The organism is Rhizobium sp. WYCCWR10014, assembly GCF_001657485.1.
Lineage (GTDB): Bacteria > Pseudomonadota > Alphaproteobacteria > Rhizobiales > Rhizobiaceae > Rhizobium.
Window position 1 is genome coordinate 364,974 of the sequence record NZ_LXFU01000024.1, and the last position, 26,795, is coordinate 391,768.

Sequence of the window (26,795 nt, forward strand, 5' to 3'; positions counted from 1 at the left end):
GTGCCAGGGTGCATGAGATGACGGAGATGTCACGTAAACGTGCGGCCGGATGGGAATGCGGGTCGCTTGAGTGTGATCAGTAGGTTGTACGACCGCCGCTCAAGTCGAACGTTGATGCGGTCGTGAAGGAGTTCTCTTCGGAGAGCAGCCAGACGACCATGGAAGCGATCTCACCAAGTTCGACGAAACGATCGCGCGGAATGCGAACGCGCATATATTCGATAAACTCGGCTGTCAGCCCGTCCAATATAGGTGTCTTTGCTGTGGTCGGCGTTACCGCGTTCACGGCGATTCCTGTCTTTGCGAGTTCCTTGCCAAGGGACTTGGTGAAGCCCAGCACACCAGCTTTCGCTGCGCTGTAGGCGGCAATGTTCGGATTTCCTTCCTTTCCCGCAACCGAGGAGATGTTCACAATCCGCCCGTAGTCGCGCTTTAACATGACCGGAACGACGTGCCGGCAACAATTGAAGGTTCCCGTGAGGCAGACATCGACGACGCCTTTCCACTCGCTGACATCGTATTCGATCGCGGGCTTTACCGGGCCGGTAATCCCGGCGGAATTGACGAGCCCGTCGATACGGCCAAAAATCTCTTCGGTCGCCGCCGCCGCGTTTTTCACTGATACGGGATCTGCGACGTTGACGCCGAAAGCGACTGTGCCGGATCCGAGAGCGGAAGCGCTGTTCTTCGCCATGTTTTCGTTCAAGTCCCAGATGGCCACCTTGCCACCAGACTGGATGACGCGCTCTGCGATAGCATAGCCGATGCCGCGCGCACCGCCTGTGATCACGATGATGCGTTCCTTCAAGTCGATCATGTTCATTGGGCCGTTATCCTCCGATTGAGCCGATAGCCGAATATCTATTGGAAATTCCGGGATTTCGCCTTCAGCGTAAAGACATGAAGGTTATGAATTTATCCCAAGCCCGATACTATGCCGAGCCCATTCCCTAAGGCCTGAGATTTCCGTTAGTCCTGGATCGAAAGCTCGGCATAATTTATACGCGTTAGAAGTCCGGGTTCGGCCCGAAGCAGACCTCTTTCGTGGCCTTCAGGGAACCTGATGGTTACATCAAAGGCGAGGATGCCGAACGTCATGAGACTTGCTCACATCAACTTGGTTGCCCGCGATGCGGAAGCACTCGCCGCGTTCTACGTGAACGTCATGAAATGCGATGTTCTTCGCGAACCGAAGACGTTGTCAGGCGAAAAGGTCTCGCGAGGGAATGGGCTTTCAAATTCTGAGATTCGTGCAATCTGGCTTAAATTCCCGGAACTGGAACGGCCTTTTCTGGAGATTCACGAACATACGGTCATCCATCATCGTGACCAGCCAAGGGTCAATGAACCCGGCTTCGGACACTTAGCATTCCAGATGGAAGATATTAGCGACACACTTTCAAACATCATCCAAGCTGGAGGGGCGCAGATCGGACAAATTACGGATTTCGGGACGCCAGAGATGCCGTATCTAATTGCTTATGCACGCGACCCAGAGGGAAATGTGCTTGAGCTTGAGCAAAGACCTCATGGCCGTTAATGGGGCTTTCCTGCCTATTCCATCAACTGCTGAGCGTCGTCACAGTGACCCTGCGAGGTGCAAAGCAGGAAGACAGCGATCTTCGGACCTGACCTTTCATACCGCAACCTGCTCTCATTTTTGATCCTTTCACTTGGCAGCGCTTCGCGGTATAATTAGAACAAGCTAAATTAGAAAATTTGACAGCACAGAAAACCTTCCGTCTTTGGGCCGGGGATCAACTATGGGGGTCGAAAATGCTTAGCGGCTTTAGCAGGCCTGCGCGCTAATCCTTTTGTCAGGGAACTTCGCTTTCGCCCAATCGGATCAGATAGAGCCAAACGCTGGAATGTGGAAGACGTGGGTAATCACGTCGGGCAAAGACTTCCGAGTCTCGCCCCCACCGGATACTTCCGCAACTGAGTTGGAGCAGGTTCGCGAACTTGTCGCAAAGAACGATGCGCAGGTCGCCGCCAAGATCACATTCTGGGACGCTGGCTCGCCCGGCTATCGATGGATCGACCTGGTCAACAAACGTCTTCTCGCAAACCAGACGATCCCCAATGCGCATCGCGTCTACACCTATTTGACGATGGCGGTCTACGACGCCACCATCGCGGCTTGGGAGTCGAAATACTTCTACAATCGCCCCCGCCCGAGCGAGGTGGATACGACACTGCCGACTGCGCTACCTACGCCTCGGAGTCCCGATTATCCATCCGAACACGCGGCCGCCGCCGCCGCCGCCGCGACCGTTCTTGCCTATTTCTTTCCCGACGAGGCGTCGTCGTTCCAGGCGATGGCCGAAGAAGCCGCACAGTCGCGTGTCCTTGCCGGTGTCCAGTTCCCAAGCGATTCATCCGCCGGCCTGGAACTGGGGCGACGCGTGGCAGAGCAAGTGATTGCGCGGGCAAAGGCCGACGGCTCCGATGCCGTCTGGACCGGCACCGTGCCGACCGGGCCGTGCATGTGGGTCGGAGACAAACCCGCCAATGCAACCATGCCAAACTGGAAGCCGATCCTGCTCGAGACAGCCGATGAATTCAGGCCACCGACTCCGCCCGACTGCAAGTCTGCGGCCGTGAAGGCCGAGACGGATGCAGTCCGCCAGTTTGAGCGAAAATTCCCCAACAGCTACAAGGCGTTCTACTGGCAAAGCCCATCCGGCCTGTTCACCGACTGGTATGACTATGCCAGCAAGTGGATGTTCGAGGACAAGACGGATTCGAACCCGCCGCGCGCCGCACGGGCTTACGCGATGCTCGCAACGGTCTACTACGACGCCTATATTGCAAGCAACGACGGGAAATACGCTTATTGGTACCTGCGGCCCAACATGCTTGACCCGAGCATCACTCCCCTGTTCGCAGTGCCGGCCCATCCCAGTTATCCGTCGAATCACTCCACGTTGTCGACTGCCCGATGCGAGGTGCTTGCCTATCTGTTCCCCGACCAGGCAGAGTTCATCCGAACGGTCGGCAAGGAAGCGGGCGATTCCCGCATCTGGGCCGGCATCCACTATGAAATGGACAACCGGGCCGGTGCCGCACTTGGCAAAGCAGTCGCCGGGAAATTCATCGAGCGGGCAAAAAAAGACGGGGCAGACTAGCGGAAGGGCCGCTAGCGCCCTTTCTCCTGAAATGTCGCAATCCTAAGCGAGGGGTTCTCGGTGGAACGTTCCGTCCACTCAGCAGCCGACGTGGGAGGCAGCAACGTTTCTCAAACGATGCGGATGCGGCGCGTCACCTGGCCATTGCTTTCCCCAGTAGGTGTGCTTTTTGGCGATCAAGGGATCGTCCATCGCCGGTTGAATTTGCCCTGCGGTACTGATCGCGCGCGAGGTCACCGTGTGTTCTCCAGGCGAGGGATTTGGCCAATCCAGTGACCAAATCTTCCAGGCGTATTCGGCCTCCTCGCTGTGGACGATGACTGCCGGCATCCAGGGCCCTTGATCGATTTTCAGTTCGACCCGGTCGATTGGTGCACCCCAGGCTGCGCCGACGACCCGGTGACCCGAGTCGTTGCGCGTGACCTTCGCGGGCGCGGATTTCAGCAAAGCCCGGCCGACCGAGGTCTCGGCCCACACGGTCTCGCCGTTATGCTCCTCCTCCCGGATGGTGACATAGTCGCGGCCCATCAGCAGGCTCATGAAGCGGGTGTCGCGAACCTCGATGCCCTTCCAGCCACTTGACGTTGGCGATCCCGTACCAGCCCGGAGTTATCAGCCGCAGCGGGAAACCGTTGGGGGCAGGCAGGGTCGCCCCGTTCATTTCGTAGCAGAGCAGATTGTCGGGGTTCATCGCGTCGGCGAGCGACATGCTGCGAGCGAAGTTCTGTTGCATCTTGATGTCGCGAATCGTGACCTCGCCTTTGTCGGTGCCGAAGAAGACGACCTCTAGGTGTTCAGTCCCCATCCATCATGGAAGACGAGTTCATCGAGCGGCAACCGCTGCCGCCAGCCTTTGACGGAGAGTTCCGGCTCGTCATAGAGCCGGTCGACGAAACCGGCACAGAGCCAGGCGACCACTTCGATATGCTCGGGTATGCCGAGAATGCTCTTCAGATCGCCTTCGCGAAAAATGCTGACCCAACCGATGCCGACCCCTTCCGCCCGCGCCGCCAGCCAGAGATTTTGGATGGCGCAGACGGTCGAGTATGAATCCATCTTCGGATTGTGGGTGCGCCCCAGCACCACGCTGCCACTGCGCGTGGGATCGCAGGTCACGCATATGCCGAGCGGCGCCTCCACGATGCCTTCGAGCTTGAGGGCGCGGTAGGCCTGCCGCCGCTCGCCGGCAAACATCTGCGCCGCCTCCTCGTTGGCGCTGGCAAAGGCGTCCCGGACGCGCGCCCGCACAGTTGGGCTTTTCACCAGAATGAAATTCCACGGCTGCATGAAACCAACCGACGGCGCGTGATGCGCTGCCGTGAGCAACCGCTTCACGACATCATCGGGCAAAGAGTCGGGCAGGAACTGGCTGCGAACGTCACGCCGCGTCATGATCGCATGATAGACGGCCTCGCGTTCGGCCAAGGAAAAACCGGATGCCGCCGAAAGGGCATCCTCATCAAAGGGTCGCATCGTCAAATCCCAAACAACGCGACCGCCCCGCCGTCCGCGCGGATCGGTCTATCTTACCAGGCCGGTCTTCTGACTCGGCGTCATCCGTCTGCCGCAGCCTTCCCGGCGAAAAGCCAGTGGCGTGATGAAGCGGCAGGCGTCGGCCTTACAGCGTTGGGCACGTTCCGGTCTTGCACCGGATTCCCGATTCTCCCGCCTTACCGGCGGGCACCTGACGGCGCATCTATTTCAGGAAAGCGCGGCGGCGGCAAGCCGGCCCTCATACCGCCGACACGTTGCATGCGACATCGACTTCATGGACAGAGGCGCATCGCTGCCTTAAAAACAAACCGATCCTGGCCGACGCCCATGGCGCCGCACTTTTTCTCTTTACACTTTGGTTGCCCGTGCCCCGCCTCACACCCATGATCCTTGCGGTCGCCCTGTTCATGGAACAGATGGATTCGACCGTTATCGCCACCAGCCTGCCGGCAATCGCTGCCGATATTGGCACCTCGCCGATCGCGCTGAAGCTTGCCGTCACCAGCTATCTCGTGGCGCTGGCGATCTTCATCCCGATCAGCGGCTGGATGTCCGATCGTTTCGGCGCGCGCAACATTTTCCGCATGGCGATCTTCGTTTTCATGATCGGCTCGATCGCCTGCGCCTTTTCCAACTCGATCACGGCCTTCGTCATCTCACGCCTGATCCAGGGCGCAGGGGGCTCGATGATGACGCCGGTCAGCCGCCTGCTGCTGGTCCGGGGAACGCCGCGCCATGAACTCGTCGATGCCATGGCCTGGCTCACCATTCCCGCTTTGATCGGTCCGATCATGGGTCCGCCGATCGGCGGTTTCCTCACCACCTACCTCACCTGGCACTGGATCTTCTGGATCAATGTCCCGATCGGCGTGCTCGGCATCATCCTCGTCACCCGGTTCCTGCCGGCGGTCGAGCCACGCAGTCCGCGGCCGATGGACTTCCCGGGCTTCTTCCTGTGCGGCCTCGGCTTCTCCGGCTTCGTCTTCGGCGTGTCGGTGATCAGCCTGCCGGCCGTGCCCGTTATCTACGGTTATGCCACAGTTACCATCGGCATCCTTGCCGGCCTCCTCTACCTCCTGCATGCCCGCCGCGTGCCCTATCCGCTTCTCGATCCGAAGATGTTCCGTTACCCGATGTTCCGGGCGGCGATCCTCGGCGCCTCGAATTTCCGCATGGGGCTCGGCGCCCTGCCTTTCCTGATGCCATTGATGCTGCAGCTCGGCTTCGGCCTGACGCCGCTGCAATCGGGCTCGGTCACCTTCGTCAGCGCGCTCGGCTCCATGGGCTCGAAATTCGCCGCATCGCGCACCTTCAATGCCTTCGGCTTTCGCACCGTCATATCAATCACGACTTTGCTGGCGGCGATCTTCCTCGGCATCAACGGTCTGTTCACCGCCGAAACGCCGCTATTCCTCATCATGGCCTGCCTGCTGATCGGCGGCCTGTTCCGCTCCATGGCTTTCTCGGGCGTCAACGCCATGGCCTTCGGCGATGTCGACGACGCCGACAGCAGCCAGGCAACCGCGATCAATGCCGTTGCCCAGCGTATCTCCATGGCGATGGGTGTGGCGATCGCCGGCGGCATCCTCGAAATCTCGAGCAGCTTTCACGGCGGCAGGCTGCTGGTTTCGGATTTCCATATCGCCTTCTTCAGCGTCGCGGCGATTTCGGCACTGGCCTGCATCACCTTCCTGCGCCTGCCGCATGATGCCGGCGCAGAACTGACGGCGCGCGGCCGCAAGCGCCGGCATGCCGAGCCCGAAGAGGCCGTGGCGGAAAATAGCTGATCTCCCTCGCGCCATGGACCCCTCCTGCACCCACCGGTTCGCAAGGCTCGGCAACGGCGGGAGTAGGCGCGAATGGCACGCGTGTGCTCAGCATTCCTTTCTACTTTATGATTTATTCACACATCAAATACACACTGCGTTTGCGCGTTTTGGGTTGCTATCAGGACATGGGCATGAGCGCTCGTGATGTGACCGTCGGCGTCGATGCCCGTATTGATACGCCGGTCGGGAACATGTCCGACTGAGCCGCAATTCTAGGCCGCCGCGGAATGTTCCAATTTTTGAAAACGATGCCTCTGACAGCCAAGCTGGCGGCGATTATCGTTGCCGTCAATCTCTGCGGCATTTCCGCTTTCGCCACCTATACCTGGATGTACGAAACCCGGGCCTTGATCGATGGCGCCAAAGCGAACTGGTCCAAGGATGCGGAGCAGTTTGCATCTCTGGCCGCGGGCGGCGTGAAATGGGGGAAAGCGAATGCCGTTCGCGAGGCTTACTCCCTCTACCGCGACGACCCTTCACTTGATCTTGTACAGTTTGCCGCATTCAACGCGGAACCAGCATCCGTCGATGCGTGGACACGCGACGGCATCAACGGTTTGCCTGCACCCGCCGATCTGGCGAAGCGTCTCAGCGCGAAACCGGAAAAGACGACTGTCGATGATAGCGGAACATCCGCCGGCGTGGTCACGATCATCGCGCCGCTTCCGTTGGATAAGGCAGGCAAGGCCACCGGTTACATCGTCACGAACTGGTCTGTCGAAAAAATCGCTTCCGAAGTCAGGCAGAAGGTTCTCGTTTCGCTGCTCACGCAGTCCGCGATCACCGCCTTGGCCGTCATCGCCTTCCTTCTCGCCATGCGCAGCCTCGTTGGCCGGCCCATCAGGGTAATCAGCGAGAGAATTAGCGCGTTGCAGAAAGGCGATCTGGTCTCTCCCGTCACCTACAGGGAAAATGGCGACGAGATCGGCTTTCTGGCGCGTGCATTGGAAGTTTTCCGTCACGAGGCGATTGCGAAAGTCGAGAGAGAGCAGGCCGCTGCCGAGCAGAGCGCTTCGCTCGACGCCGAACGGGCGCGCAACGCATTGTTGACCGAAGAGGCCAGCAACACGCAACGGCTGGTCATGAACGCTCTCGCAAATGCATTGGAAGGGCTCGCCGCCGGCGACTTCTCGATACACCTGGCCGATCTCGGTCCAGAATTCGATAAATTGCGGCAGGATTTCAACAACATGGTCGATGCGGTCGCGGCCGCGCTGACAGAGATCAAGACCGCTTCCGTGGCGGTTGAAACCGGCTCGAGCGAGCTGGCGACCTCCGCGGATCAACTCGCCAGGCGGACCGAGCAACAGGCAGCAGCATTGGAACAGACCGCTGCGGCACTGGATGAGGTGACCACGACGGTCAGGACATCGTCGCAACGGGCAGAAAATGCCGGGCAGTTGGTCGAGGAGACAAAGCGGAGCGCCCATATCTCGGCGACGGTGGTGCGTGATGCGATCGGGGCCATGGACCGGATTCAAACCTCGTCGAGCCAGATCGGCCGCATTATCGGCGTCATCGACGAAATCGCCTTTCAGACGAACCTGCTGGCGTTGAACGCCGGCGTCGAGGCGGCGCGCGCCGGCGAGGCCGGCAAGGGTTTTGCGGTTGTTGCGCAGGAGGTGCGTGAGCTCGCCCAGCGGTCTGCAAATGCAGCCAAGGAAATCAAGAACCTGATCAATGTGTCCGGTCAGGAAGTTGCCGCGGGCGTCGGGTTGGTGAACGAAACCGGCGACGCCTTGCTGAAGATCGAGGAGCAGATCAACCGCATCAGCGACAGTATCGCTTCCATCGTCCAGTCCTATCGCGAACAGGCGACGGGTCTGCAGGAAATCAACGGCGCGATCAACCAGATGGATCAGACGACACAGCAGAACGCGGCGATGGTCGAGGAAACCAACGCAGCCTGCCACGAACTGCTGTCGCAAGGACGCCTGCTGCAGGACTCTGCCGGCAGGTTCATCGTCGGCGCGTCTGCGGCCAGCCAGCCCAAAGCCGTTCAACCCACCCGCCAATCTCGTCCCGAGCCGAGAGCCTTCGTGCAGCGACATGCAGGAAATGCTGCCGTTGCCGCTGCTCCCGGTGCCTGGGAGGAGTTCTAACGTCATCCTCGTTCAATAAGCCTTATGCCGCAGCAACCCATAATCAGGAAGGAAACACTATGAAGAAAATCGTGCCCGCATTTCTTTTGGCCTGCACCGCATTTGCCATGCCCATGGGCGTATCCACGGCACAGGATGCACAGCTTGCCCCGATCTCCGACTACGTAACAAGCGACGTCAAGCCCTGGCTTAACGACCCCGCCATCATCGAGGCTATCAAGGCGCAGAACACTGCCAACGCCAATCTCAGCGCTGCCGATATCGACGCCCTCGACAAGAAGTGGCGTGCCGAAGTCGATGGCTCCGACCACTCGATGATCGACGGTGTGCTTAACAATGCCCTGTCGAAATTCCTTCAAGGAAAGAAGGAGGCTTCCGGCGGCAAGATCACGGAAATCTTCGTCATGGATGCAAAGGGTCTGGACGTCGGTCAAAGCGACATCACATCCGACTACTGGCAGGGCGATGAGGCCAAGTTCCAGAAGTCCTTCGGCGCCGGCAAGGACGCCGTCTTCGTCGACGAGATCGAAAAGGATGAGTCGACCCAGACGCTGCAGTCGCAGGCAAGCGTGACGATTTCCGACGACAAGGGAACGCCGATCGGCGCCATCACCGTCGGTGTGAACGTCGACGCTCTCTGATCTCAGCAACGACATTCCAAAGCAGTGAAAACGATATCGCCCGGAGCATGCACGGTTCGGGCGATATGCATAAACAGATCGAGTGCGACATGCCTTCCTCAGAGGGTCTGTCCCCGCAAGAGCGTCAGCTTTTCAGGCAGCAAATTCTGCGTGACAATGCCCGAGCGTGACGCTACATACGCCGCATGTCGATCACCTCAACCTACGCCTCGCGATTTTATTGGTACCGCTGCTCACAGCGGACGCGGGTCCATGCGTAACTGAATTCGACGCGACGACAACCCGAACAGCCGCTAGTCTACCTGGCGGCTTTTTTTGTTCCGCGCAGGTATGACCAAACAGGAGCATACCCCGTGTCCGACACCATTGATGATCTGCGTATCCTCGAGATCATACCCCTCACCAAACCCGCCGATATCCTCGCGGAAATCCACCGCGACGCTGTTGTCACCGAGACCGTGACCAGCAATCGTGGCGAGATTCACAGAATTCTTCAGGGCGAGGACGATCGCCTGGTCGTCGTCATCGGCCCCTGCTCCATCCATGACCCCGTTGCGGCTCGGGAATATGCCGCACGGCTGGAGGAACAGCGACGCCGCTTCGCCGACGATCTCGAGATCGTCATGCGCGTTTATTTCGAAAAGCCCCGCACGACGGTCGGCTGGAAGGGCCTGATAAACGACCCACATCTCGACGGTAGCTACCGCATCGAAGAGGGGTTGAGGATTGCCAGACGCCTGCTGCTCGACATCAATGCGATGGGCGTTCCCGCCGGCGTCGAATTCCTCGACACGATCACGCCGCAATATATTGCTGATCTCGTCAGCTGGGGCGCGATCGGCGCGCGCACGACCGAAAGCCAGATCCACCGGCAGCTCGCCTCGGGCCTCTCCTGCCCGATCGGCTTCAAGAACGGCACCGACGGCGGCGTGCGTGTGGCGCTGGATGCCATCCTCGCCGCCTCGCAGCCGCATCACTTCCCGGCGGTGACCAAGGAAGGCCAGGCGGCAATCGCCTCGACGACGGGCAATGAGGACTGCCACATCATCCTGCGCGGCGGCAAGCGGCCGAACTATGAAGCGGCCGACGTCGAAGCGGTGACCGGCGAAGCCGTCAAGCTCGGCGTCGCCCCGCGCATCCTGATTGATGCCAGCCATGCCAACAGCGGCAAGGATCCGATGAACCAGCCGCTCGTGGTCAAATCCGTGGCCGCGCAGATTGCCGCCGGCAACAGCGACATCAAGGGCATGATGATCGAAAGTAACCTCGTTGCCGGCCGCCAGGACCTCGTTCCCGGCAAGCCGCTGGTCTATGGCCAGTCCATCACCGACGGCTGCATCGACTGGGACATGTCGGTCGCGGTACTGGAAGACCTGGCAAAGTCTGCCCGCGAGCGCCGCCAGACCCGCGCTTAAGCCGCCGGGAAATAGCGGACATAGGCGAATTCTTCGCCGTCAGGAGACCAGCAGGGCACGTTGATCGTGCCCTGCCCTCCGAAGAGTTCGAACAGCGTCCTCAGATTGCCGCCATCCATGTCCATCAGCCGCAGCCGCACGTCGAGGTCGCGCGGATGGTCGAACACCGATGGGTCGTAGGATAGGAGCAGCACCGTGTCGTTGTTGGGCGACGGATGGGCGAACCAGTTGCCGTAATCGTCTGATGTCACCTGCTGGAGACCCGTGCCGTCGGGATGGACGCGCCAGATCTGCATCAGCCCGGTACGGCTGGAATTGAAATAGATCCATTGCCCGTCGGCGGAATAATCCGGTCCGTCATTGCGGCCCTCGCCATGCGTCAGCCGCGTCTCGGTGCCGCCGTCGACGGAGATGGTGTAGATATCGAAGAGGTCGTCGCGGATGCCGCAATAGGCGAGCTGGCGCCCGTCCGGCGACCAGCCATGCCAGTAGGATGGCAGGTTCTCGGTGATCAGCCTCGGCGTGCCGCCTTCGATCGGCAGGATATAGATCGCCGACTTGCCGAATTCGGTCTTGTCGGAAATGACGATCTCAGTGCCATCGGGCGAAATGCCGTGATCATTGTTGCAGTTGACGGCAAAGCCGGTATCGACCTTGACCACCTCGCCGCCATCGAGCGGCAACCGGTAAAGCAGCCCGTCGCCGTTCAAGAGCAGGTAGGAACCATCCGGCGAGAAATTCGGCGCCTCCACCAGCTTGTCCGTCTGCCAGACCTCGCGGGCCCTGCCCGTCCTGACATTGTAGATCTCAACCGAGCTGCGCATGATTCCTCCCGAAAAGCTTGATGCCGTCAGCGATCTCGATTGCGTCAGCGATCTCGATTGCGTCAGCGATCTCAATTGCGTCAGCGATCCCTGAAACGATTGGTGATCGGATAGCGCCGGTCGCGGCCGAAATTCTTCTTGGTGATCTTTACCCCAGGCGCCGATTGCCGGCGCTTGTATTCGGCGAGATAGAGCAGGTGCTCGACCCGGTGGACGGTCCCAACATCATGGCCGCGCGCGACGATCTCCTCGACCGCCATTTCCTTTTCCACCAGGCATTCAAGGATATCGTCGAGAACGGGATAGGGCGGCAGCGAATCCTGGTCCTTCTGGTCGGGACGAAGCTCGGCCGAAGGCGCCTTGTCGATGATATTCTGCGGGATCACCTCGCCCGACGGCCCCAGCGCGCCCGGCGGCACGTTTTCATTGCGCCAGCGGGAAAGCGCATAGACCTGCATCTTGTAGAGATCCTTGATCGGGTTGAAGCCGCCATTCATGTCGCCGTAGAGCGTGGCGTAGCCGACCGACATTTCCGACTTGTTGCCGGTCGTCACCACCATCGAGCCGAACTTGTTGGAGATCGCCATCAGGATGACGCCGCGCGCCCGGCTCTGCAGGTTCTCTTCGGTGATGCCGCTGTCCGTGCCTTCGAAAAGGCTGGACAGTGCACTGCTGAAGCCCGTCACCGGCGGTTCGATCGGCACGATATCATAGCGGCAGCCAAGCGCCTTGGCGCAATCGGCCGCATCCTTCAGCGAATCCTCCGAGGTGTAGCGGTAGGGCAGCATGACCGTGCGTACCCGCTCTTCGCCCAGCGCGTCGACGGCGATCGCCGCGCAGATCGCCGAGTCGATGCCGCCGGAAAGGCCGAGCACCACCGTCTTGAAGCCGTTCTTGTTGACGTAGTCGCGGAAGCCGAGCAGGCAGGCGCGATAATCGGCTTCCTCGCGCTCTGGAATACGCGCCATCGGCCCTTCGGCGCAGTGCCAGCCGTTTTCGCCGCGCTTCCATGTCGTTACAGCAAGTGCCGTCTCGAACTGGCTCATCTGGAAGGCGAGTGATTTATCGGCATTGAAAGCGAAACTCGCTCCGTCGAAGACGAGTTCGTCCTGGCCGCCGAGCTGGGCGGCATAGATCAGCGGCAGGCCGGTCTCGATTACCTGCTTCAGCACCACCTGATGGCGAATATCGACCTTGCCGCGATAATAGGGCGAACCATTCGGCGACAGCAGGATCTCGGCCCCGCTTTCGGCCAGCGTCTCGCAGACGCCGAGATCGCCCCAGATATCCTCGCAGATCGGAATGCCGATGCGTACGCCGCGGAAATTCACCGGCCCTGGCATGGCGCCCTGGTCGAAGACGCGCTTCTCGTCGAACTCGCCGTAATTCGGCAGGTCGATCTTGTCGCGCACCGCGATCACTTTGCCGCCGTCGAGCACGGCGACCGAATTGTAGCGCCCGGTCTCGTCCTGCCGGGGAAAGCCGATAATGACGCCCGGCCCGCCATCGGTGGTATCGGCCGCGAGATTCTCGACCGCCTTCCAGCAGGCGCGGATGAAGGCCGGCTTCAGCACCAAATCTTCAGGCGGATAACCGGAGATGAAAAGCTCGGTCAGGACGAGCAGATGCGCGCCCTCCCGGGCAGCATCGGCGCGCGCCTCACGCGCCTTGGCCAGATTGCCGGCGACATCGCCGACCGTCGGGTTGAGCTGACCGATGGCGATGCGGAAGATATCAGAAAGGGCGTTTTCCTGTGTCATGTCATTTATTTAGCCTGCAGCTTTCACGACCGCAACACGTTCGGGCCGAAAGCGGCACCTCGCGACGACGAAATTTTTGTGAACGGATCTCGCGTGCCCCCGCGCGGCACTGATACGCATTGCAATTTGCCTCCGGAGCGGAATACTGGCGCCGAAAGCGACCGCATCGATAACCGGTATCGGAAACAGGCAATGTCTAATCTTTCGGACTTCGTGCACCATCATTTCGACAAACCGGCCGACGAGCTCGGCGACGTCGAAAAGCGAGTGCTGGCGAAAGCGCACCAACGCAAGGTCATCTCGACCGACGTCAACGCCGCCTTATCAGCAGAGTCATCCTTCGGCGAGCGTATTGCCGATGGCATCGCCCGCGTCGGCGGCTCCTGGTCCTTCATACTCGCCTTCCTCGCCTTTCTCGCCGTCTGGACACTGATGAACACCATCGGTCTGGTGGCGAATCCCTTCGACCCATACCCCTTCATTTTTCTGAATCTGATCCTGTCGATGATCGCCGCCATCCAGGCGCCGATCATCATGATGTCGCAGAACCGGCAGGCCGAGCGCGACCGCTTCGAGGCCGCCAAGGATTACGAGGTCAATCTCAAGGCCGAGCTTGAGGTGCTCTCCCTGCACCAGAAGATCGATATGAGCGTGCTGACCGAGCTGACGGCGCTGCGCGAGGACGTGGCCCGCCTCACAGCAGCGCTGGCCGCGAAAAGCTAAACCGGATTCACCGCATATTGCGGCAGGCCGTCCGATATCTCGTAGAAATCGCCCTTGTCGGCGCAGTAGATGTGATGGCCGAAGGCAAGGCCGCTCGGCTCGTCGAAGGCGCCGGCCATCACCGAAATCTCCGCCGATCCGTCCGCCTGCCAGAACAGCGCCGAGCCGCAATTCGAGCAGAAGCCGCGTCGCGCCTCCTCGCTTGACCTGTACCAGCGGACCGCTTCAGCGCCTTCCACCGAAAGAGCCGCGCGCGCCACGTTGACCGCCGCGTAGTAAAGCCCCGTCTGCCGGCGGCATTGCGAGCAATGGCAGCCGACGACAGGCCCGGGCTTTGCCGCACTTGAAAATCGCACGGCGCCGCAAAGGCAGCCGCCTGTATGCTGTTCGGTCATCGTCGCCCCGCTGTTTCCAAGGGAACGTTGCCGCCGATCTGCTCCGGCGTCAAATCCATTTCCCTGAACGAACCATCAGGAATCTTGAAGGCCGGCGGCCCTGTGCCAATCACGCCAACACTTCGGCGCGGAGCAGGAAGTAGCATTTCCTTATGCGCGCATCTCCCCAGCCAACGCGGAAACACACCACAGGTTGCAGCACAAGGAAAATTCCTCAATAAAATGCTATTTTCTAACAAAACAAAAGGAATATAATAATAATCTAATACATCCAAAACGTTTATTAGATAATCCAAAATTAACCTCTGCGGCTCTAGAGTCACAACCGTTGATCGATACTTGCACGGTCAGCTTGCGAGGTGAAAAATGAGAATTTTCCAACGTTTCCCTTCGAACGAACGTGGCGCCGCAGCAATCGAATTCGCCATCGTCGCGCCGCTTTTCCTTCTGGTGGTCCTGACGATGATCGCCTACGGCATCTATCTGAGCGCATCCCATGCGGTGCAGCAGCTGACCGCCGATGCCGCGCGCACCGCCGTTGCCGGCATGACCAGCCAGGAGCGATCGCAGCTGGTCAATGATTTCATCAGCCAGTCGACCATCGACCATCCGCTGCTCGAAAAGAGCAAGCTGCATGTCACAGTTACCACGGACCCCGGCAATGCGAACCAGTTCACCGTGACGGCGGAATATGACACCGTCAATCTGCCGATCTGGAACCTCTACACCTTTCCCCTGCCCGACCACATGATCCGGCGCTTCGCGACCATCCGGATGGGAGGCCTGTGAGATGCCGATGTTCAGGGCCCGCCTGAGCCGCTTCGCCGCCGATGCATCAGGCAATATCGCCATCATGGCAGCGATCTCAGCCCCACTCATCCTCTATTCCCTCGGCCTCGGCGTCGACTACGGCATGATGACGCTGCAGCAGCGCCGCCTGCAGCAGCTGAGCGATATCGGCGCCATCGTCGCCGCCGCCGACATCAGCCACGCCGCCGACAATCTCGTCACCAATTTCGACCAAAACGGCCTCAACATTGCCGTCCGCACCGACACGGGTTATGCGACGAAGAAGGGCGCGCTGCCGGCAACGGCTGATCTCAAGCAATTCGACGCTGTCGCCGAATTCACTCCCGGCACCTATCTCGCCGATGCCTCGGTGCCGCTCGGCAGCCGTTTTGCCGCCGGCGCCCAACCCTACGACGCCGTCAAGGTCGGCATCACCCAGAAGGCGGAGCTGATCTTCGCCACTGCCTTTGCCACCGCTCCCAACCTCAGGGCGGTCGGCACAGCCTCGGCCTCAAAGCTTGCTGCCTTCTCGATCGGCTCACGGCTGGCAAGCCTCAATGGCGGCGTGCTGAACGCGCTGCTCGGCAGTCTGCTCGGCACGAGCCTCTCGCTGAAGGTGGCCGATTACGAGGCGCTAACATCAGCCGATATCAAGCTGCTCCCCTTCCTCGACATGCTGGCGACCGATCTCAACCTCACCGCCGGCACCTATGACGATCTGCTGGCAACCGACATCTCCTATCCCAGGCTCTTGAAGACGCTCGGCAAGACAGGCGGCCTCACGCCCACCGTCACCAATGCGCTCAACACGATCGAAAAGGCGCTCGGCACGACGCAGGTCAAGATCAAGCTCGAGGATCTCTTCAACCTCGGCCCGATCGGCGAGCGCGTCATCGGCAGCGGCTCACAGCTCTCGGCCGAGGCGAGCGTGATGGATATTGTCTCGGCGGCAGCCGTTGCGGCCAACCAGGAGAAGCAGGTCGCCGCCAATCTCGGCGGCTCCGTGCCCGGGCTTGCCACGGTGAAGCTGACGCTTGCGATCGGCGAGATGCCGAAGGGTGCGGCCTCGAACGGGATCGGCGCCGTTGGCGCCACCGTCCGCACGGCGCAGGTGCGCCTGGCGCTCGAAGTGTCGGTGCTCGGGACCAATTCCCTCGCCGGGCTGAAGGTACGCGTGCCTCTCTACCTCGAGGTCGCCCATGCCGAGGCCAGGCTCGCGACCATCACCTGTCTCGGCGGCGGCGCCAAAAACGCGAGCGTTGGCGTCGATGTGGTACCCGGCGTCGCCGAACTGTCGCTCGGCGACGTCGACCCCAAAGCCTTCGTCAATTTCGACAGTCCGCCACGCGTCACCCGTGCCAAGCTGATCGACGCGATTCTGCTCAGTGTCTCGGGCCTCGCCCATGTCAACGTGACTAATCTCAGCAAGAGCAAGCTCACCTTCCAGCCGGCCGACATCGCGGCAAAGACCATCAAGAACGTCTCGACCAAGGACACCCTGACCTCGGCCATGGCGTCGCTGGTCAAGGAGACGGATATCCAGGTCAGCATTCTCGGCCTCGGCATCGGCCTGTCGAAATCGGTGGTGCAGAGCGCCGTCGCCGATACGCTTACGGGGCTGACCAAGCCGCTCGACGAGTTGCTCTTCAACCTCCTGACGCTACTCGGCGTCAAGGTCGGCGAAGCCGACGTGCGCGTCACCGATGTGCGCTGCCAGCAATCGGTGCTGGTGCAATAAAGCCCCTGCTTGGCCCGAAATTGCGCCGGGAAGCTGTTGCCCGTCGACAACACCCGCCGGCCTCCTCCCATCGCTGCATTGAATCCGGCGCGGTTGTCGGCGATACTAACAGCTCAATTCATCCTCGGGAGACTGACATGAGAGCGACCCTGTCCAAACAGAAAGGAAACATCCCCCACAAGGACATTCAGCTTCATGAACATTCCGTTCTCCCGCGCGAGGAAAAACTCGCGACGTCGTAACCCGTCTCCGAACCTCTTCCGCGACCACCCGAATGCCGCCGCCGTCCGCGAGCGGCGCTGGTCGCGCATGCGCAAATTCCTCTCCTACTACCGTCCGCACCTGCCTTTGCTGCTGGCGGATCTGCTGTGCGCCATCCTGGTCGCCGGCACGGCAGTCGCCCTGCCGCTCTGCGCCAACGTCGTCACGAGCCGCCTTCTGGCTCTGCCCGACGCGCCGCAGGCCCTTGCACAGATCCTGGCGATGGGCGGCGTCATGTTGGCCGTTCTGGCGGTCCAGATCGTCGCTATCTTCTTCGTCGATTATCGCGGCCACGTGATGGGCGCCCGCATCGAAGCAACGGTGCGGCAGGAACTCTTCGAGCATTGCCAGAAGCTCTCGTTCAGCTTCTACGACCGCCAGCGCACCGGCCAGCTGATGAGCCGCATCACCAATGACAGCCTGTGGCTGGGCGAGCTCTTTCATCATGGCCCCGAGGATCTTTCCATCGCCGTGCTGAAATATGGTGGCGCCATGCTGGTGCTGTTCTTCATCGATCCGCCACTGGCAGCCCTGATCCTGCTGCTCACCCCGGTGGCGGTGGCCTATGCGCTCTATTTCAACCGGCACATGAACCGCGCGCTCGAAGCCAGCAAACGGCAGATCGCTGCCGTCAACGAGCGCGTCGAGGACGCTATTGCGGGCATCCGCGTCGTCCAGTCCTTCGCCAACGAGGCGCTGGAGAAGGAACGCTTCGCCGAGCAGAACCGGCGCTTCCTGCAAAGCCGCGCCGAGGGTTACCGCAGCGAAGCCTGGTTTTCGGTCGGCACCGAAACCTTCGCCCAGCTCGTCACCATATTGGTGATCATCGTCGGCGGCCTGCGCATCCTGTCAGCGGAGCTGACCGTGCCTGATATGCTGACCTTCCTGCTCTGCGTCGCCGTGCTGGTCGATCCGGTGCAGCGGCTCGCCAACTTCGTGCGCCTCTGGCAGGAGGGCTATACCGGCTTTGTCAGGGCCATGGAGATCCTCGAGATCGCCCCCGATATCACCGATCGGCCGGCGGCGGGTCCGATGCCGGCGCCAAGGGGCGAGATCAGTTTTTCCAACGTCGCCTTCGGTTATGAGGCCGATGGCCCGCGGGTGCTCGAGCAGCTGTCGCTCACCATCGCTCCCGGGGAGTTCGTCGCCCTGGTCGGCCCGTCAGGGGTCGGCAAGAGCACGCTTTGCGCGCTGATACCGCGTTTCTACGATGTCGAGGCCGGGGCGATCCAGATCGATGGCATCGACATCCGCGATGTGACGCTGGCCTCGCTCCGGCGCCATGTCGGGGTGGTGCAGCAGGATGTCTACCTGTTTGCCGGTACGGTGGCGGAAAACCTGCGCTACGGCCGGCCCGACGCCAGCGATCCCGAACTGGAGGCGGCCGCGCGCGCCGCCAATGCGCACGACTTCATCAGCGCCCTGCCCCATGGCTATGACACCGATATCGGCCAACGCGGCGTCAAGCTCTCGGGCGGCCAGCGCCAGCGCATCACCATCGCCCGCGCCTTCCTCAAGAATCCGGAGATCCTGATCTTCGACGAGGCGACCAGCGCGCTCGACAACGAGAGCGAACGGGCTGTGCAGCAGGCACTGCTCAGCCTGGCGAACGGCCGAACCACACTGGTCATCGCCCACCGCCTGTCGACTGTCCGCCATGCCGACCGCATCTTGGTCCTGACGGCTGATGGCATCGTCGAACAGGGCACCCATGATGAGCTCATGGCGCAAGACGGCGTCTACGCCAATCTGCACAGCGTCCAGGCCAGCATATGAGCGCTTGGTCTACCGGCAACAAAAAAGCCCGGCAATCACGCCGGGCTTAGACCGCCGACAAAGTCGGCCAACTCCTCTTTCGTCATGCTCGGGCTTGTCCCGAGCATCTGCAGCCGGCGCAGCAGATCCTCGGCACGAGGCCGAGGATGACGCCGAGTAAAGAGCAAAGCCTGCCAACAAAAAGCCCGGGCGAGCCGGGCTTTTCGTCATCTGTTTCGACCCAGCCTCAGCCGTTGGCGACCATCCGCTTTTCGTCGCGGCCGCCCTTCATGCGTTCGGCAAGCAGGAAAGCGAGTTCGAGCGCCTGGTCGGCGTTGAGGCGCGGATCGCAATGGGTGTGGTAGCGGTCCTGCAGATCTTCTGCGGAGACGGCGCGGGCGCCGCCGGTGCACTCGGTCACGTCCTTGCCGGTCATCTCGATATGGATGCCGCCGGGATGCGAGCCTTCGGCGCGGTGGATCTGAAAGAAGCTTTCGACCTCCGACAGGATCCGCTCGAAGGGACGAGTCTTGTAGTTGTTGAGCGTGATCGTGTTGCCGTGCATCGGATCGCAGGACCAGACGACCTTTCGGCCCTCGCGCTCGACGGCGCGAATGAGCTTCGGCAGGCTTTCGGCGACCTTCTCATGGCCGAAACGGCAGATCAGCGTCAGGCGCCCGGCCTCGTTGGCAGGATTCAGGATGTCGATCAATTGCAGCAAGTCGTCGGCCTGCAGCGACGGGCCACATTTCAGGCCGATCGGGTTCTTGATGCCGCGGCAATATTCGACATGCGCATGGTCGGCCTGGCGCGTGCGGTCGCCGATCCAGATCATGTGGCCCGACGTTGCATACCAGTCGCCCGACGTGGAATCCACGCGAGTCAGCGCCTCCTCGTAGCCGAGCAGCAGCGCCTCGTGGCTGGTGAAGAAATCGGTCTCGCGCAGGCTCGGATGGTTTTCCGAGGTGATGCCGATCGCCTTCATGAAATCCATGGTTTCGCTGATGCGGTCGGCAAGCTTGCGGTAGCGCTCGCCCTGCGGGCTGTCCTTGACGAAGCCGAGCATCCACTGATGCACGTTTTCGAGATTGGCATAACCGCCCATCGCGAAGGCGCGCAGCAGGTTCAGCGTCGCAGCCGACTGGCGATAGGCCATGGCCTGGCGTTCCGGGTTCGGAATGCGCGACTCCTCGGTGAATTCGATGCCGTTGATGATATCGCCACGATAGGCCGGCAGCGTCACGTCGCCCTGCTTCTCGACATTCGACGAACGCGGCTTGGCGAACTGGCCGGCGATGCGGCCGACCTTGACGACCGGCAGCTGCGCGCCGAAGGTCAACACCACGGCCATCTGCAGGAAGGCGCGGAAGAAGTCGCGGATGTTGTCAGCGCCATGTTCGGCGAAGCTCTCGGCGCAATCGCCGCCCTGCAGCAGAAAACCGTTGCCTTCGGCGACATTGGCGAGATGTTTCTTCAGGCGGCGCGCTTCACCTGCAAAGACGAGCGGCGGATAGCTGGCGAGCGTGGCTTCCGTTGCCGCCAAAGCGGCTGCGTCGGGATATTCGGGAACCTGCAGGATCGGTTTTTGCCGCCAGCTGCTCGGGGTCCAATTGTCTGCCATCTCACTCACCTGTTCTCACATCCATACCTCAGGATGCCCTCAATATGCGGCGGCTTATAGACCTTTAGACCCGGCTTGCAAAGACCATTCGCCGACAGTTGTCGCCTCACCGCCGCCGCCCGCCTTATCTGGTTAAACCGCCATATACCATGTCGATTTCCCCATATTTTAGACTTTCAATGTAGAACGGAAAGAGTTTCAATGTCGGGGACATAGCATGGCGATCCTTCCGCCCGGTTTCATATCGGACCGCTCGGGCAATTTCGGCATCATGACGGCGCTGTTGGTGGTGCCTCTCTTCGGTGCGGCCGGCATGGCGGTGGATTTCGCCCACGCGCTCAGCCTGAGGACACAGCTCTACGCCGCTGCCGATGCCGCCGCCGTCGGCGCGATCTCTGAAAAATCCGGCGCCGTCGCCGCCGCGATGAAAATGAGTGGCGACGGCACGATCTCGCTCGGCAAGGACGACGCGCGCAACATTTTTACGTCGCAGATGTCCGGCGAGCTGACCGACGTTCATGTCGATCTTGGCATCGATGTCACCAAGACCGCCAACAAGGTGAATTCGCTGGTCTCCTTCAGCGCCACCATGCCCACCACCTTCATGCGCATCCTCGGCCGGGACACGGTCACGATCTCCGGCACGGCCACGGCCGAATACCAGACCGCCACCTTCATGGATTTCTACATCCTGCTCGACAACACCCCCTCGATGGGTGTCGGCGCAACGGCCAACGACGTCGCGACCATGGAAAAGAACACCAGCGACACCTGCGCCTTTGCCTGCCACGAAACCGAGAACAAAAACAATTACTACAATCTCGCCAAGAAGCTGGGCGTCAGTATGCGCATCGACGTCGTGCGTCAGGCGACCAAAGAATTGACGCAAACCGCCAAGACGACGCGTGTTTCCGACAATCAGTTCCGCATGGGCGTCTACACCTTCGGCACCAAGGCCGAAGACGCAAAGTTGACGACCATATCCAACCCAACGGACGATCTTGATCAGGTGCGTACCTATACCGATGCCGTCGACCTGATGACCATCCCGAGGCAGGGCTACAACAACGACCAGCAGACGAGCTTCGATAGCGCGCTGGATCAGATGAAAACCATCATCACCACCCCCGGCGATGGCAGCACCTCCGCGACACCTCAAAAGATCTTGTTCTTCGTTTCGGACGGTGTCGGCGACAGCGAAAAGCCACAGGGCTGCACGAAGAAACTCACCGGCAAACGCTGCCAGGAGCCGATCGACACGTCTTTCTGCCAGCCGCTGAAGAACAAGGGAATCAGAGTTGCGGTGCTCTACACCACCTATCTGCCGCTGCCGAAGAACAACTGGTACAAAGACTGGATCAGGCCCTTCCAGAACGAGATCCCCACGAAGATGCAGGAATGCGCCTCGCCCGGCCTTTATTTCGAGGTGTCGATGACCCAAGGCATCACCGAAGCGATGAAGGAACTCTTCCTCAAGGTCATCCGCGCGCCCCGCATCACCAGCTAAGTGGGCTTAGAGGCACGGGTTAAATCCGCTTGCCGTCGCGGATCCGATAGCTCGGCGCATACATGGTGACGAGCTCTTCAGCCGCCGTCGGGTGCAGCGCCATCGTCCGGTCGAAATCGTCCTTGGTGCAGCCGGCCTTCAACGTGATGCCGAGCAGTTGCGCCATCTCGCCGGCATCGTGGCCGAGGATATGGGCGCCGACCACCTTGCGGCTCACCGCATCGACGATCAGCTTCATGATCATCCGCTCGGCCCGGCCGGAAAGCGTGGCCTTCAGCGGCCGGAACTGGGCGCGATAGACTTCGAGTTCGGAATAACGCTTGCCGGCCTCCTCTTCCGAAAAGCCGACAGTGCCGATCTCAGGCTGCGAGAACACGGCGGTCGGGATCAGCTCGTAGTCCGGCCGGGTCGGATTGTTCTTGTACTCGGTCTCGATGAAGCACATCGCCTCGTGGATCGCCACCGGTGTCAGCTGTACCCGGTTGGTGACATCGCCGAGCGCATAGATGTTTTCGACATTGGTGCGGGAATATTCATCGACGATAACGGCGCCGCGCTCGTCGACCGCAACGCCGGCCGCCTCGAGGCCGAGGCCTTCGGTGTTCGGATCGCGCCCGAGCGCCAGCATGACGACACCGGCTTGCAGCGTGCCGTTGTTCAGCGTCTCCATAATGAGCCCGTCCGCACCCTTCGAAACCTTCTGCAGCGTGTCGTGGCAGAGGATGCGGATACCCTTGGCGACCATCGCCTCGTGCAGCCCGCGCCTCAGATCCTCGTCGAAGCGCGACAGGATTTCGGCGCCGCGATAGATCAGCGTCGTCTCGACGCCGAGGCCATGGAAGATATTGGCGAACTCGACGGCGATATAGCCGCCGCCTGATATCACGATCGATTTCGGCAACTCCTCGAGATGAAAGGCCTCGTTGGAGGAGATGCAGAGCTCGTGACCGGGAAGGGCTGCATGCGGGTTCGGCCGTCCGCCGGTGGCGATCACGATCGTCTTTGCCGTCACCGTCTGACCGGTCTTCAGCAGCCGGACCGTATGGGCATCGACGAGTTCCGCGCGCGTTTCCAAGATCTCGGCATTGGCGCCGGCGAGACCTTTCTTGTAGAGGCCTTCCAGACGGGCGATTTCAACATCCTTGGCCGCCACCAGCTTCTTCCAGTCGAAGCTGCTTTCGCCGACTGTCCAGCCGAAACCCGCCGCATCCTCGAAATGCTCGTGGAACTGCGAAGCATAGACGAAGAGTTTCTTCGGCACGCAGCCGCGGATGACGCAGGTGCCGCCGTAGCGATACTCCTCGGCGATAGCCACTTTCTTGCCGAGCGAGGCGGCGACACGTGCGCCGCGCACGCCTCCGGAACCGCCGCCGATGACGAAGAGGTCGTAGTCGTAGGAAGACATGAGAAGCTCCGGAAGGGAATCGCAGGAAGGATCTTCCTGATATAGGGGCGATCGTCATGAAAACAAAAGCCCGCTCCAGCGTCATCCCGTTCCCGTCGCCGAATCTTCATTGTAAAGGGCTGACCCCAGTCACCGTCTCCGGTTGACCCAGTCACCGTCTGCGGTTGACCCCAGTCACCGTCTTCGGTGACCCGGTCACCTTCTTCGGTTGACCAGTCACCGTTTACGGTTGACCCGGTCGGCCGAGGCTGGCAGGCAATCCGTGGGATGGAAAAGAATGGCGGAGCAAAAGATGGATCAAACTCTCTTCAGCAACCTGTGCAAGGCTGGCAAATTCAAGGAAGCGCTGGGCCTCGCCATTCAAGGCCATGAGAATGAAAAATACACGCCGAGCCGCTTCTCGATCGACAAAAAGACGAGGCTGCCGATCTTCTATCGTGGCAACAAGCGCGTAGAGCCGGATGAGACGGGTGAATGGCAACTTGCAAAAAACCCGAACCCGTAGGGGCTGAGTTGCGGCGCACATGCGTTGCCAATTGCATATGCTTAGAGATTGGCGCTGTCAGCGGGCAATCCGGAAATCCGTCGGGTTCTTCTCAAGCTGGGTTGCTTCCGTCTCGACGTTTGAAACAGACGCCCCTGAAGGCCCGCGCCCGAAACGCTCGATCATCGTCGAAATGGCGCTGTCCGGCCCTGCGATCACAGCAACGACGGCCCCGTCCTCTTCATTGCGAACCCAGCCCGTCAAACCGAGCCGTACCGCCTCATCGCGCGTCCAATAGCGAAAACCGACACCCTGGACCTTGCCGGATATCCGCACTCGGACGGCCCTACCGTGATCGGACATGTCTGCAGTCACCTGAAGCCTCGCCGGCGGCATTTACCGCATCATAGCAAAAAAGCCCGGACGATGCCGGGCTTTCGCAAATTTGATGGGGCAGGCCTTACTGCTGGGCGGCCGGTGCCGGAGCCGGCGCGGTCGGGCTGTCGGTTGCCGGCGGCGGCGCCTTGATGACCTTGGAAAGCTCGGCGTTGCTCTGCTTTTCCAGGTCGCGGGAAATGCCCTGCGCCCAGATGTCGGCAGCCTTCGCCGTCTCGCGCGAGGCGACCGGACCGTCGCGGAGCAGCTTCTTGCCGACGTCGGAATTATAGAAGTCGGCGATCGCCTTCAGCTCATCGACGGTGAAGGTCTTGGCATAGGTGAGTGCCGCCTCCTTCTCCAGATCGCCGCGGCGCGGCGCCAGCGCCAGCGCCTGCGCGTCGACCGTCGACGAAATGATGTCCTGGTAGTTCGGCGAATCCTGGATCAGGCCGGCCTTCAGACGCTCGGCGAGCCCGGGCAGAATGTTGTCGAACTGGGCAGTGGCGCCAATGGCGTCGATCGCCGCGCGAGACGCCTTCAGCTGGTCCTCGGAGACTTCCTGCGCCTTGACGGCGGAGCCGAAGGCAAGCCCGGAAAGAACGACGGACGCAGCGGCGAGACGGCCAAGACCTGCAATGTTCATCATGAGTATATGCTCCTGTTATCTGTTTGCCTGCAGCGTGCGCGCACCCGCAGGACCGGCAATGATCGCAAGTGCCGCCATATTGATAAAGAGCCCGTGTTCAACGACGCCGGGTATGGAATTCAGCTCGCTCGAAAGCGCCTCTGCATCAGGAATGCGGCCAAAAGATGCATCGATGATGTGATGGCCGCCATCCGTGGTAAACTCTCCGTCACCCGACTGGCGCAGATCGAGTTCACCGGAAAGACCGAGCCGTGCCGCCACCTTTTCGATCGCAATCCGCGTCGAGACGAGCCCGAACGGATTGACCTCGATCGGCAGCGCGAAGGCGCCGAGCGTTTCCACCAGCTTGCTCTCGTCGGCAATGACGATCATTCGCTCGGAGGCGGCCGCAACGATCTTTTCGCGCAACAATGCGCCACCGCCGCCCTTGATCAACCTGAGCGCCTGATCGACCTCGTCGGCGCCATCGATCGTCAGGTCGAGTGCCGGCAGTTCGTCGAGCGACTTCAGCGGCACGCCGAGTTCGACGCAGAGCCGCGCGGTTCGTTCGGACGTCGGTACGCCTTCGACCCTGAAGCCGCCCGCGACCTTCTCCGCCAGCAGGCGAACGAATTCCTCCGCCGTGCTGCCGGTGCCGATCCCGAGACGCATCCCGCTTTCCACATGGGCGAGTGCGGCCTCGGCGGCCTTGATCTTCATTTCGCGGGCATCCATGCGCCGCCAGCTCCTGATATTGCGTTGGATGTGCTGTTTACACGGCTCGCCTGGCAAACGAAAGTCAAAATCATCACGGAAAATGAAAAGCCGAAACAGAGGCCTGCAGCCTTCCCGGCCATTGCCTGACGTTGCTTTCCGCCGCGTGATCGCCTACCTCAGGGACGATCCATCGTTCCCTAGGACGATCCATCGCTCCTCAAGACGACCATCGCTCAAAGAGACATGCCCTTGACCCCTGTTCCCGCTCGCCCGGCGCTCGTCGTCTTCGATCTCGACGGCACCCTTCTCGATACCCACGTAGATCTCGTCGAGAGCTTGAACCATACGATCGCGGCCCTTGACCTCGCACCGGTCAGCTACGACGACCTCACCCACCTCGTCGGCCAGGGTGCGCGCGTCATGATCGAGCGCGCCTGCCGGCTGCGCGGCCATCCGCTCGAAAGCGACGCCCTGCCGTCGCTGGTCGAGCGTTTCGTCGCCCATTATGCCGGCAACATGCCCGGCCGGACTGAACCTTATCCCGGCCTGGTCGCCGCGATGGACCGGCTGAAATCCCGGGGTTACCGCCTCGCCGTCTGCACCAACAAGATGGAGAGCCTGGCGCTCGGCCTGCTCGGCAAGCTCGACCTCACCCGATATTTCGACGCCATCACCGGCGGCGACAGCTTCGAATACCGCAAGCCCGACGCCCGCCACCTCACCGGCACCATCGAACGCGCCGGCGGCGACATCGCCCGCACCGTGATGATCGGCGACAGTGTCAACGACATCGCCGTTGCGAGAAACGCCGGCGTACCATCGATCGCCGTGCCGTTCGGCTATTCTGACGTACCGGTTTCGAGCCTCGATCCGGATGTTATCATTACCCATTTCGATGAGCTGACGCCGCAGCTGGTAGATAGGCTGCTACAGGAATATGCGGAGAAGGTTGCCGTCTGAAGTTTGGCGATCAGCCGTATGTCTTTGCGATCGCGGCCCCCTCATCCGACCCTTCGGGCCACCTTCTCCCCGCTGGGGAGAAGAGGGGAACTAGCGGCACGGCTGCAACCGCACGAAACAGTTTGATCAGAAGCGAGGCGTCTCCGCAACGTCCCTTCTACCCAGCGGGGAGAGCGACTGTCTTGTTTGTCAAGCGGTTTGCCATGGTCGTCCGTCCCTGATGATGGCGTTGAGGATGGTGAGT

The 26,795-nt window shown here is 61.0% G+C and carries 24 protein-coding genes, 1 pseudogene and 1 riboswitch; of the genes and pseudogenes, 13 read left to right on the forward strand and 12 right to left on the reverse strand.

All coding sequences use genetic code 11. From position 1 onward, the window contains the following. Positions 1-76 precede the first annotated feature (76 nt). A complete protein-coding gene (locus tag A6U98_RS04680; RefSeq protein WP_064648279.1) occupies positions 77-823 on the reverse strand; it encodes an SDR family NAD(P)-dependent oxidoreductase in 747 nt (248 codons plus the stop codon). A gap of 273 nt (positions 824-1,096) precedes the next feature. Between A6U98_RS04680 and A6U98_RS04685 the strand changes: the two genes are divergently transcribed. After that, positions 1,097-1,540, forward strand: coding sequence for a VOC family protein (locus A6U98_RS04685; RefSeq protein WP_064648280.1), 444 nt, complete (start codon positions 1,097-1,099; stop codon positions 1,538-1,540). 403 nt (positions 1,541-1,943) lie between these two features. Further along, complete coding sequence (locus tag A6U98_RS04690) at positions 1,944-3,128, forward strand: phosphatase PAP2 family protein (RefSeq protein WP_064648281.1); 1,185 nt, start codon at positions 1,944-1,946, stop codon at positions 3,126-3,128. Positions 3,129-3,238: 110 nt separating this feature from the next. Here the strand turns inward: A6U98_RS04690 and A6U98_RS04695 are convergent. Both A6U98_RS04695 and bluB read right to left on the reverse strand, forming a co-directional pair. After that, a pseudogene (locus A6U98_RS04695) lies at positions 3,239-3,918 on the reverse strand (molybdopterin-dependent oxidoreductase); the annotation flags it as partial. After that, the gene (gene bluB / locus A6U98_RS04700; protein ID WP_064648282.1) at positions 3,915-4,601 is read right to left on the reverse strand and encodes a 5,6-dimethylbenzimidazole synthase; all 687 of its coding nucleotides are present in this window, start codon (positions 4,599-4,601) and stop codon (positions 3,915-3,917) included. The gene bluB and the pseudogene A6U98_RS04695, both read right to left, overlap by 4 nt. Before the next feature lie 41 nt (positions 4,602-4,642). Further along, a riboswitch (cobalamin riboswitch) is annotated at positions 4,643-4,831 on the reverse strand. A gap of 174 nt (positions 4,832-5,005) precedes the next feature. On the opposite strand from bluB, the gene A6U98_RS04705 reads away from it, so the two are divergent. The 4 genes from A6U98_RS04705 to A6U98_RS04720 all read left to right on the forward strand — a co-directional run bounded on the left by A6U98_RS04705 (position 5,006) and on the right by A6U98_RS04720 (position 10,609). Beyond that, positions 5,006-6,409, forward strand: a complete 1,404-nt coding sequence (locus A6U98_RS04705) for an MFS transporter (RefSeq protein ID WP_064648317.1) — start codon at positions 5,006-5,008, stop codon at positions 6,407-6,409. Between the two features lie 269 nt (positions 6,410-6,678). Continuing rightward, positions 6,679-8,553 (forward strand): HAMP domain-containing methyl-accepting chemotaxis protein, encoded by a 1,875-nt coding sequence (locus tag A6U98_RS04710; protein WP_064648283.1) that lies wholly within the window; start codon positions 6,679-6,681, stop codon positions 8,551-8,553. Positions 8,554-8,612: 59 nt separating this feature from the next. Then, on the forward strand, positions 8,613-9,194 hold the full coding sequence (locus A6U98_RS04715) for a hypothetical protein (protein WP_064648284.1): 582 nt from the start codon (positions 8,613-8,615) through the stop codon (positions 9,192-9,194). A 353-nt stretch (positions 9,195-9,547) separates the two neighbouring features. Then, on the forward strand, positions 9,548-10,609 hold the full coding sequence (locus A6U98_RS04720) for a 3-deoxy-7-phosphoheptulonate synthase (protein ID WP_064648285.1): 1,062 nt from the start codon (positions 9,548-9,550) through the stop codon (positions 10,607-10,609). On the opposite strand, the gene A6U98_RS04725 is transcribed toward A6U98_RS04720, so the two are convergent. Together A6U98_RS04725 and A6U98_RS04730 are read right to left on the reverse strand one after the other, a co-directional pair. Then, positions 10,606-11,433 (reverse strand): TolB family protein, encoded by an 828-nt coding sequence (locus A6U98_RS04725; RefSeq protein WP_064648286.1) that lies wholly within the window; start codon positions 11,431-11,433, stop codon positions 10,606-10,608. The genes A6U98_RS04720 and A6U98_RS04725 overlap by 4 nt on opposite strands. An 80-nt stretch (positions 11,434-11,513) precedes the next feature. Next, positions 11,514-13,193 (reverse strand): NAD+ synthase, encoded by a 1,680-nt coding sequence (locus tag A6U98_RS04730; protein WP_064648287.1) that lies wholly within the window; start codon positions 13,191-13,193, stop codon positions 11,514-11,516. A gap of 192 nt (positions 13,194-13,385) precedes the next feature. On the opposite strand from A6U98_RS04730, the gene A6U98_RS04735 reads away from it, so the two are divergent. Beyond that, entirely contained in the window at positions 13,386-13,916 is a 531-nt protein-coding gene (locus tag A6U98_RS04735) for a DUF1003 domain-containing protein (RefSeq protein WP_064648288.1), read from the forward strand. On the opposite strand, the gene A6U98_RS04740 is transcribed toward A6U98_RS04735, so the two are convergent. Together A6U98_RS04740 and A6U98_RS36635 are read right to left on the reverse strand one after the other, a co-directional pair. After that, positions 13,913-14,311, reverse strand: coding sequence for a GFA family protein (locus A6U98_RS04740; protein WP_064648289.1), 399 nt, complete (start codon positions 14,309-14,311; stop codon positions 13,913-13,915). The two genes, A6U98_RS04735 and A6U98_RS04740, sit on opposite strands and share 4 nt — an antisense overlap. After that, a complete protein-coding gene (locus tag A6U98_RS36635; protein ID WP_156667811.1) occupies positions 14,308-14,607 on the reverse strand; it encodes a hypothetical protein in 300 nt (99 codons plus the stop codon). Before A6U98_RS36635 ends, A6U98_RS04740 begins: the two co-directional genes overlap by 4 nt. A 70-nt stretch (positions 14,608-14,677) precedes the next feature. Here A6U98_RS36635 and A6U98_RS04745 point away from each other — a divergent pair, with 70 nt between their 5' ends. From A6U98_RS04745 to A6U98_RS04755, 3 genes are all read left to right on the forward strand, one after another. Further along, the gene (locus A6U98_RS04745; protein ID WP_018242263.1) at positions 14,678-15,100 is read left to right on the forward strand and encodes a TadE/TadG family type IV pilus assembly protein; all 423 of its coding nucleotides are present in this window, start codon (positions 14,678-14,680) and stop codon (positions 15,098-15,100) included. A gap of 7 nt (positions 15,101-15,107) precedes the next feature. Next, positions 15,108-16,838, forward strand: a complete 1,731-nt coding sequence (locus A6U98_RS04750; protein WP_082933843.1) for a pilus assembly protein TadG-related protein — start codon at positions 15,108-15,110, stop codon at positions 16,836-16,838. Between the two features lie 195 nt (positions 16,839-17,033). Beyond that, the gene (locus A6U98_RS04755) at positions 17,034-18,875 is read left to right on the forward strand and encodes an ABC transporter ATP-binding protein (RefSeq protein ID WP_064648291.1); all 1,842 of its coding nucleotides are present in this window, start codon (positions 17,034-17,036) and stop codon (positions 18,873-18,875) included. Between the two features lie 226 nt (positions 18,876-19,101). On the opposite strand, the gene A6U98_RS04760 is transcribed toward A6U98_RS04755, so the two are convergent. After that, the gene (locus A6U98_RS04760) at positions 19,102-20,475 is read right to left on the reverse strand and encodes a 3-deoxy-7-phosphoheptulonate synthase class II (protein WP_064648292.1); all 1,374 of its coding nucleotides are present in this window, start codon (positions 20,473-20,475) and stop codon (positions 19,102-19,104) included. A gap of 217 nt (positions 20,476-20,692) precedes the next feature. Here A6U98_RS04760 and A6U98_RS04765 point away from each other — a divergent pair, with 217 nt between their 5' ends. Next, on the forward strand, positions 20,693-21,982 hold the full coding sequence (locus A6U98_RS04765) for a vWA domain-containing protein (RefSeq protein ID WP_064648293.1): 1,290 nt from the start codon (positions 20,693-20,695) through the stop codon (positions 21,980-21,982). Between the two features lie 19 nt (positions 21,983-22,001). Here the strand turns inward: A6U98_RS04765 and gor are convergent, their stop codons facing one another. Next, entirely contained in the window at positions 22,002-23,387 is a 1,386-nt protein-coding gene (gor, locus tag A6U98_RS04770) for a glutathione-disulfide reductase (RefSeq protein WP_064648294.1), read from the reverse strand. A 292-nt stretch (positions 23,388-23,679) separates the two neighbouring features. On the opposite strand from gor, the gene A6U98_RS04775 reads away from it, so the two are divergent. Then, the gene (locus tag A6U98_RS04775; RefSeq protein WP_064648318.1) at positions 23,680-23,892 is read left to right on the forward strand and encodes a hypothetical protein; all 213 of its coding nucleotides are present in this window, start codon (positions 23,680-23,682) and stop codon (positions 23,890-23,892) included. 57 nt (positions 23,893-23,949) lie between these two features. Here the strand turns inward: A6U98_RS04775 and A6U98_RS04780 are convergent, their stop codons facing one another. From A6U98_RS04780 to rpiA, 3 genes are all read right to left on the reverse strand, one after another. Then, the gene (locus A6U98_RS04780) at positions 23,950-24,234 is read right to left on the reverse strand and encodes an acylphosphatase (protein ID WP_064648319.1); all 285 of its coding nucleotides are present in this window, start codon (positions 24,232-24,234) and stop codon (positions 23,950-23,952) included. 97 nt (positions 24,235-24,331) lie between these two features. Then, a complete protein-coding gene (locus A6U98_RS04785; protein WP_064648295.1) occupies positions 24,332-24,895 on the reverse strand; it encodes a DUF2059 domain-containing protein in 564 nt (187 codons plus the stop codon). 15 nt (positions 24,896-24,910) lie between these two features. After that, positions 24,911-25,609: a ribose-5-phosphate isomerase RpiA gene (rpiA, locus tag A6U98_RS04790; RefSeq protein ID WP_003540249.1), complete on the reverse strand. Its 699-nt coding sequence runs from the start codon at positions 25,607-25,609 to the stop codon at positions 24,911-24,913. Between the two features lie 225 nt (positions 25,610-25,834). On the opposite strand from rpiA, the gene A6U98_RS04795 reads away from it, so the two are divergent. Continuing rightward, positions 25,835-26,551 (forward strand): HAD family hydrolase, encoded by a 717-nt coding sequence (locus A6U98_RS04795; RefSeq protein WP_197496344.1) that lies wholly within the window; start codon positions 25,835-25,837, stop codon positions 26,549-26,551. The last annotated feature ends 244 nt before the right edge of the window (positions 26,552-26,795 follow it).